Raw genomic sequence first — 8,595 nt, 5'->3', positions numbered from 1 at the left:
AATGGACGGTTTCGGTTCCAACAGTGGTGTAATCATCCTGGCTGCTACCAACCGTGTAGACGTACTGGACAAGGCTTTGCTGCGTGCCGGACGTTTTGACCGTCAGATACATGTAGACCTCCCCGACCTCAACGAACGTAAAGAAGTATTCGGTGTACACTTGCGTCCTATCAAAATAGATAATACGGTAGACGTAGACTTGTTGGCACGCCAGACTCCGGGTTTCTCCGGTGCTGATATCGCCAATGTCTGCAACGAAGCAGCACTTATCGCTGCCCGTCATGGCAAGAAATTCGTAGGTAAGCAAGATTTCCTCGATGCCGTAGACCGTATCGTAGGTGGGCTGGAAAAGAAAACGAAAATTACCACTGAGGCAGAACGCCGTTCCATTGCTATCCATGAGGCGGGACATGCTTCCATCTCCTGGTTATTGGAATATGCCAACCCACTGATCAAGGTGACCATCGTTCCGCGTGGCCGTGCACTGGGTGCCGCCTGGTATCTGCCCGAAGAGCGCCAGATCACTACCAAAGAGCAAATGCTCGACGAAATGTGTGCCACACTGGGTGGTCGTGCTGCCGAGGATTTATTCCTGGGACGTATCTCAACCGGTGCCATGAACGACTTGGAACGTGTGACGAAGCAGGCTTTCGGCATGATTGCCTACCTCGGTATGAGTGAGAAACTGCCTAACCTTTGTTATTACAATAACGAAGAATATTCTTTCAATCGCCCGTACAGTGAAAAGACTGCCGAACTGATTGACGAGGAAGTTAAGAACATGGTGAACGAACAGTACGAGCGTGCGAAGAAGATACTCTCCGATCATAAGGACGGACACCAGAGACTGTCACAGTTACTGATAGACAGAGAAGTGATCTTTGCAGAAGATGTGGAAGAAATCTTTGGAAAACGTCCCTGGGCTTCCCGTTCGGAGGAGATCAGTGCCAATAAGATTTCAGAGGATCTGAAGAAAGCGGAAGAAGCAGCTGCAAAAGAAGCTGCGAAGAGCGAAAAAGAAGTAAAAGCGGAAGAGGAAAACAATGTTGAAAGCGGAAATGAAACCGGTAATACAAAGGTTTCCGCAGAAGGAACCAAAGTTTCTGTAGAGCGACCCGGACCCGCAAAAGAATAAAGAACTAAAAAACGGAATTACCGTGAAAAGCAATTTCTTACAACGCGCCATCACAGGTGTGTTATTCGTAGTAGTATTGGTGGGCTGTATCCTATACAGCCCCCTTTCATTCGGTATCCTGTTCACCATTATCGGTGCACTGAGCGTACACGAATTTGGGCACTTGATAAACCAAAGCGGTGAAGTACAAATCAATAAGACGATCACCGCCCTTGGAGGCGCTTATCTCTTCCTGGCCGTAATGGGGTTCTGCCAGTCAACCATCGGAGCACAGGTATTCCTGCCTTATCTGGCTTTACTGCTTTACCTGATGATTACGGAACTTTACCTGAAAAAGAAGAATCCCATCGGCAACTGGGCTTTTTCCATGCTGAGCCAGCTATACGTGGCATTGCCGTTTGCGCTGCTCAATGTATTGGCTTTCCAATATAACCCTACAGAAAGCAGTGTGACCTATAACCCTATCCTGCCGCTTTCCATCTTCGTATTTATATGGTTGAGCGATACAGGTGCTTACTGTGTAGGTTCCCTGATTGGCAAGCATCGCCTATTCGAACGCATTTCCCCTAAGAAATCTTGGGAAGGAAGCATCGGTGGTGGTGTATTCTCTATAGCCTCTTCATTTGTATTTGCACACTACTTCCCATTCATGCCTGTTTGGCAATGGGCAGGACTGGCATTGATCGTTGTTATATTCGGCACATGGGGAGACCTGACGGAATCACTGATGAAACGCCAGTTAGGTATTAAAGACTCGGGACATATCCTGCCCGGGCACGGAGGAATGCTCGACCGCTTCGACAGCGCTTTACTGGCAATCCCCGCGGCAGTGGTCTACCTCTATGTATTGACCTTGTTATAAAATAAAAAAAGCCGGAGGAATTCACATTCACCCGGCTTCACACAAAACACTTTACTCTACTTCAATTGCATCTTCGAGAAATCTAAGTTCGAAGCTTCTTCAGCATTATTTGATTGTTTTTCAAATACTATTTCTACTTCTTTATTCACTTCCGAATTAAGTTTCAGCTTGATACCCTTCATCTCAGGAGTCAATACTTCTTTCAGATTGAAAGAAACTAATCCGGCGGCACGGCGTCCACTTACATCACCGTAGTTATTATAACGAAGTTCAAGATGGAGATATCCGTCATCTTCACTCACAGCATCTGCTGTAGCTTCAGCAGGTTGCACCAGACTGATACGATGTTTCGTATCAGGATCCTTCGGCAAGTTCTGCATAAAGACAATGTTCATATAACCACCACTGACCGTCAGGTCTCCCTTATAAATCAGTACCGGATCATTACCATATTCTTCCTCATTCTCAGCAGTCAACGGTTCCACTACTTTCGTCAGGGCATGCTCAAGACGCAAGATCTTCACAGCATGGTCATATCCTTCATAATTATCATAAATAGGATTGAACACCGTAACCACACGTTGTCCGTCTACCGGCTGATACCAGCCCATATCCGTATTGATAGGCCAAAGTGTTCCCCAAGTATCACTCTCCATATAGAAAGCATTCCCCTTTACACGTATAGTAGCCCAGTTCGGATAAGAAAAGTCCCCGATTGAGTATCCGCCGTCGAGATCATCGCACGATTGCAAGGCAGGTAGCACCGCCAGGCACATCATCATAAATAACCAATGTAATTTCTTCATAATTAAAGTCCTCTTGTTTGTTACCGTAATAATTGTTTAGTTCATAAATATCGCATGTTCTGACTATAAAATACGAAAGCCGGGCTATTACTGCACCGGCTTTATCACTTTTAACAATTTTATGGTCTTTTGAAGCCAAAGAGGTTTCATTATGTAAGAAGAATCACTTTCGTAGCAAGCGTACCATCTCTTGTGCCGCCCGCTTCGGAGCACCTGCATCACCCAAGCGTGCCGCCATGTATTCATATCCATCAAGCATTCGCTGCCGATAATCTTTATCATATAGAATACGTTCCAGTTCGGCACGTGCTTGTTCAACTGTCATTGTATCAGCTACCAGTTCCTTCACTACTTCACGGTTCGCAATCAGATTTACCAGCGAAATGTACTTCACCGTCAGTATATGGCGGCGCAGGAAAGAGACGACTTTCCCTATCGGCGTATGATAACAAACAGCTTGCGGCACCCGGAATAAAGCAGCCTCCAATGTAGCAGTCCCCGAAGTCACTAACGCCGCCTCAGCTTGTTGTAGCAGGCGATAGGTCTGATCGAAGAGAATCTTCACCTTCGCATCACCTATATATTCGTGATAATAATCGGGAGAAATACCGGGTGCACCAGCCAAAACCAACTGGTATTCCGGAAAAGCAGAAGCTGCCCGAAGCATATCGGGTAGATTATCCTTTATTTCCTGCTTCCGGCTACCTGCCAGCAAAGCAATGATTGGCTTAGAATCCAAGTTGTTTTCACGAACAAAGCCGTCAAAGGTTTCAGGGTACTCTGCACGGAAAAGGGTCACTTCGTCTACCGTAGGATTACCTACATAATGTATCGGGTAGTGATGTTTGTCTTCAAAAAATTCCACCTCGAACGGTAGAATAGAAAATAATTCATCCACATCCCGTTTGATATTCTTGATACGGTATTCCTTCCAAGCCCATATCTTCGGAGAGATATAGTAATAGACAGGGATATGTGTCTTCGCCCTCAAGAACTTGGCTATACTCAGGTTGAAACCGGGGTAATCCACCAATATCACCACATCGGGCTGCCAAGCAACGATATCTTCCTTGCATCGCTTCATATTGGCAAAGATGGTACGCAGGTGCAGCAACACAGGGATAAATCCCATATATGCCAACTCCTTATAATGCTTCACCATCGTTCCGCCAACCGCAGCCATCAGGTCTCCCCCGAAGAAGCGGAATTCCGCCTGTGGGTCTTCTACCTTCAAAGCAGCCATCAGGTGAGACGCGTGCAGGTCACCGGAAGCTTCACCGACAATCAAGTAATACTTCATAAAATTAAAATTTTATGAAGTTGAGAGTTGAGAGTTGAGAATTGAGAGTTACTATGCAGCGTCATAGTACAACTAACTCTCAATTCTCAACTCTCAATTCTCAACTTCTCTAAAACCAAGATTGCAACTCATCAATAAGATTGTAAGCCGTAACATCCACCGTAGTTGGAGTGATGGCTACATAGCCGTTATCGAGTGCCCAATGGTCGTTCTTCTCATTATCAGGATCCGTATTCTGGAATTCACCGGTCAGCCAATAATAATGAGTATCGCCACGATGTGCAAAGTTTTCCCATTCATTCGTCCATTGTCCTTTGGATTGCTCGCATACTTTGACGCCTTTCAGCTCTTTTACATTGGGGAAGTTCACATTGAGACAAGTCAACGGTGGCAGTCCTTTTTCCAGAACCTGACGGGCAATCTCGCGGATATAAGGCCCCGAAGGTTCGAAATCAGGGTTCGGATCGTGACAGCAAAGAGAGTAACCGATAGAGGGAACTCCTTTGAGGCAACCTTCAATTACCACTCCCATCGTACCGGAATAGTGTACATTCACGGCAGAATTATCTCCATGATTGATACCGCCGACTACCAAATCCGGTTTGCGGTCGAGTACTGTATGGAAGGCAAGCTTCACACAGTCTACCGGAGAACCGGAACATTTGTAAATCGTAAGTCCTACGTCTTTACGTACCAACTGATAATGAATAGGTTCGGTCACTGTCAGCGCACTTGCATTGCCCGAACGCGGTGCATCCGGCGCCATTACTACGATTTCTCCCAACGGACGGAGAAACTTTATCAACTCACTAATACCTTTCGCAATGACTCCATCGTCATTGGATATTAATATCAAAGGTCTCTGATTTTCCATATTTATCCTAATTTTCAGTGCAAAAGTAGGCAAAAATAAAGAAAGCACCTAATACAATAATAACCATTTCCAAAACGGGACCACTCGTATCTTACAACCATCTTGAATAATAGTACGTTCCTCATTATAAGTAACCAGCCATGCTTGCAGGTTCGGAAAAACATTCCGCAATTTAACAAGAGCAGTAGTCTCCCTATCCAATGTCTTCATATCAGAGATATCATACGAAACCTGCACCGCTAATTCCTCAGAAGGAATGTAGAAATCAACATCCACATTTTGGCTATAATAGTACAACTGCTCTTCATACCGTTTATAGAGTGTTATTGCCACCAAATTTTCTAATAAACGCGCATTCCCATTCACTAAAAACAAGTTCAGTATACCATTGTCTATGAAGTAGTATTTCTTCAAGGACTCTTTCTCACTCAGAGCAGAAGCATAGTTGGACACACTGAATATGAGCCAAGAGGCCACAAGATATTTCAAGTATTCAACAGTAGTGGAAACACTTATTTTACTTCCCGAAGCAGAGGTTATATTTGCGATCCGGTTATAGGACACCGGATGCATCACACTCTCAGTCAGTTTCTTAATCATCAACTTTAGCGCGTCATCATTTCTAATGCTATAACGAGTAACAATATCGCCAAAAAAGATCTTTTGATACAAACTGGAAAGCCAAGGACGCTTATTCCGGATATCGATTATTTCCGGTAATCCCCCATACCTGAAGTATTCTTCACCCAACTGCACAACTTTATTTTTTATGCTATTGAATTCCCAATTCCGAGGGAGGGATACTCCATTGACTGCCAGATATTCTGAAAAAGAATAAGGATATACTTCATAAATAAGGAAACGTCCTCCTAACGTAGTGGCAATTTCACTACTCAGCATTTCAGCGTTACTGCCGGACACATACACAGAATGCCTGGTATCGGCCAATCGACGAACAAAATTTTGCCAACCAGCAACGACTTGCACTTCATCTAAAAAGAGGATCGGTTCCCTATCATACATTTCACGATACGCTTCCAATATTTCGTTCAAGTCCTTGGTTTCCGTACCAATAAAGCGTTCATCCTCAAAGTTAACAAACAGGATTTGTTCTATAGAAATTCCGGATTGAAGCTTTTCCTGAATAAGTTGATATAATAAATAGGACTTTCCGGCACGCCGTAATCCTACAAATACATAATTCCCATTGGCTTCCAGTTCAACCGGACGTTTCATCACCTGCACCATAGAAACGAATTGTTGATATTCAGCTATCAACGCTTTCAACTCCTGCTTTTCCATACCGTTATAACACTTTGCTTTTAGTATCACAAAGTTAGTATTTTATTCGATATATCGAATAAAAACAACGTAATATTGTTCGATATATCGAATAAAACAGATACAAAAACCCTATATTTTATATTCAGCACAAACAACCGCACATCATGAATTATCTAAAATTCGTCTTCTGCAAAATAAAACACAATGTTCCCGTCATAATCAATGAAACCATCATATTTTTTCAGTTTCACATGAATGACTTTCTCTGTACGATGCTCCACATCTATACTTTCTCCCCAATTAGAGCTAAAGCGAAGCACTTTCCCTATAGGACTCAGCAGGAAAGGCAAAGAGGCTCCCGGACTACCCGCCCAAGTGGAATAACCATTGATGAACTCAATAGGTTCGCCATTTCGCCTGGTCGGATCCAATCTTTTATTTTCCAACTGCGACCTGACTACATTAAAGTTCTCGTCAACAATATCCATACACGATTTGCCATCGTATTGCGCGTAAGCATATCCCAAATAAAAGTTGCGGATATCCTTAAACTCGGGGCTTATCACCGTTCCGGTTTTATCAATCATCACCACTCCACCTTCTCTCTTTGCAACGGAAGCCTTCCCTTCACGAAACGGATAAGGCTCTTTGCTGAATTTAGCAGGAATCACCATATGGCCCGATACGTCAATAAATCCCCAGCGTCCGCCATTCTCGGTCACTTTTACAGCAGCCAGACCTTCACTGAAATCTTGTACCTTCAAATAGATAGCCGGGCAAACGATCTTACCAGCCTTATTGAAAAATCCATAACGCCTTTTATCCATGTCATAGAAAGCCGCCAAACCATCGGAGAAGGAACGCGCCTCTTCCGGGCATTGCGCTCCCACAGTTAGCATCGTTTGAGCAAGAGCCGGGAACACCTCACGACCTTGCCTATCAATATAAGTACACTTGGAGTACCGGTCATTCACCGTCTTTATAATCAAGGCATAACCATCTTTATTGAAAGGAGCAGAATCTATAATCTTCGCATTGAGCTTTATAGCCTGCCCCTGCTTATTAATGACGTACCAAGTCTCAGTACGCCCCCACATGTCACTACCAGACTTGCATACCAGGCAAGCTCCACCACCGAATTTAGGATAACCGAAACTTTTATAACTCCATTGGTAATCAATCACCTTATTTCCCTGCTCGTCTATGAAACCCCACAAACCGGTCTCGTCGTTCTTCACGGCAAGCAGGCCATCATGAAAGGCATAGTTGGTGTCATACCTGTTTATTATCACTTTTTTGGCATTCTCCCCTATCTTGATAGGAGTAAACTGAGCAGCAGCAGGCAAAGCTATGCCTACTGCCAAACATATTGTTATCAAATATCTTTTCATCTTTTTATGGCAATCTAAATTTAACAGAAACCGCATATTTCACTCTGACGTTTTTACCCTTCTGCTTTCCCGGTGTCCATCGAGGCATTGACTTAATAACCCGAAGGGCTTCTGTATCCAAATCAGGATCAACGCTTGTCAGCACATATGCATTGATGATACTTCCGTCCGTGTCCACCACAAACTGCACAACAACTTTTCCCTGCGTACCGTTTTCCTGCGCACTCTTAGGATATTTCACATTCTGTGCGATATAGCGCATCAGTGCCACCTGTCCGCCGGGATACTCAGGCATCACCTCTGCATTGTCATATATCTTATTGGGATCTTCAGCCTCCGCTTCCTTTTGCAGTTCAGCCGCCAATTCGGCTTGCAGCCTGGCTCTCTCCGCCTCCTCGCGCTCATTTGTTTCTTCAACAGGGGCTATATACGGCACTTCGGAAATCTCATTCTCTACTATATCCAACTGTTCGGACGCCTCCGGGGAACTTTCAGCTTCGGATAAGGACTCCGACGCTTCCGAAAGAGATTGCTGCAGGGCCTTCCTATCCGCCAGCCGTTTTTCCAAATCCCTGAAATCCATATACAGATTGTAAGTACCCCATTTCTCCGTCTCTATCCGCAGGCTTTTGTCGGAAGGCAAGTAACGCAACGTAAGATTTTGCTTATAAGTATGTACGAACGCATCGCAACCCTCTAACTTCATGATGGAGTCCACGTGCAATGTATAGAGGCAATCATCGGCCATTATCTTAATGATTCCATAAGATCCTTTAATATCCCGATTATACAAGCCCAACCACGCATGGGCAAATGCTTTGGCATCTTCCCCCGTCCGCCACTCTCCGACCAATGGGTGCTCCACATCGGTAGAGGGCAGGATACGGCTTTCCATTTCGTCCAAATAAACATTGACCTGTCTTTTCCCATTAGTCCACTTTCC

At 44.5% G+C, this 8,595-nt stretch carries 7 protein-coding genes and 1 pseudogene; 2 read left to right on the top strand and 6 right to left on the bottom strand.

What is annotated here, in order from left to right:
- On the top strand, window positions 1-1,135 hold a 1,135-nt coding region (locus BWI44_RS16910), incomplete at its 5' end, for an AAA family ATPase (protein WP_286815215.1).
- 22 nt (window positions 1,136-1,157) lie between these two features.
- Complete coding sequence (locus BWI44_RS16905) at window positions 1,158-1,997, top strand: phosphatidate cytidylyltransferase (RefSeq protein WP_227073688.1); 840 nt, start codon at window positions 1,158-1,160, stop codon at window positions 1,995-1,997.
- A 56-nt stretch (window positions 1,998-2,053) separates the two neighbouring features.
- Here the strand turns inward: BWI44_RS16905 and BWI44_RS16900 are convergent, their stop codons facing one another.
- The 6 genes and pseudogenes from BWI44_RS16900 to BWI44_RS22395 all read right to left on the bottom strand — a co-directional run.
- Window positions 2,054-2,803, bottom strand: a complete 750-nt coding sequence (locus BWI44_RS16900) for a NigD1/NigD2 family lipoprotein (protein WP_278706395.1) — start codon at window positions 2,801-2,803, stop codon at window positions 2,054-2,056.
- Between the two features lie 163 nt (window positions 2,804-2,966).
- Window positions 2,967-4,103: a lipid-A-disaccharide synthase gene (gene lpxB / locus BWI44_RS16895; protein WP_279192601.1), complete on the bottom strand. Its 1,137-nt coding sequence runs from the start codon at window positions 4,101-4,103 to the stop codon at window positions 2,967-2,969.
- Window positions 4,104-4,212: 109 nt separating this feature from the next.
- Entirely contained in the window at window positions 4,213-4,977 is a 765-nt protein-coding gene (surE, locus tag BWI44_RS16890) for a 5'/3'-nucleotidase SurE (protein ID WP_007667080.1), read from the bottom strand.
- Between the two features lie 48 nt (window positions 4,978-5,025).
- Window positions 5,026-6,309, bottom strand: a complete 1,284-nt coding sequence (locus BWI44_RS16885) for an ATP-binding protein (protein ID WP_306562516.1) — start codon at window positions 6,307-6,309, stop codon at window positions 5,026-5,028.
- Window positions 6,310-6,434: 125 nt separating this feature from the next.
- Window positions 6,435-7,652: a WG repeat-containing protein gene (locus tag BWI44_RS16880; protein ID WP_286815214.1), complete on the bottom strand. Its 1,218-nt coding sequence runs from the start codon at window positions 7,650-7,652 to the stop codon at window positions 6,435-6,437.
- A 4-nt stretch (window positions 7,653-7,656) separates the two neighbouring features.
- Window positions 7,657-7,953 (bottom strand): annotated as a pseudogene (locus tag BWI44_RS22395) (energy transducer TonB); the annotation flags it as partial.
- Window positions 7,954-8,595 lie beyond the last annotated feature (642 nt).

The organism is Bacteroides sp. Phil13 (genome assembly GCF_001940965.1).
Taxonomy (GTDB): Bacteria; Bacteroidota; Bacteroidia; order Bacteroidales; family Bacteroidaceae; genus Bacteroides; species Bacteroides intestinalis.
This window is presented reverse-complemented; position numbering and strand designations above follow the sequence as displayed.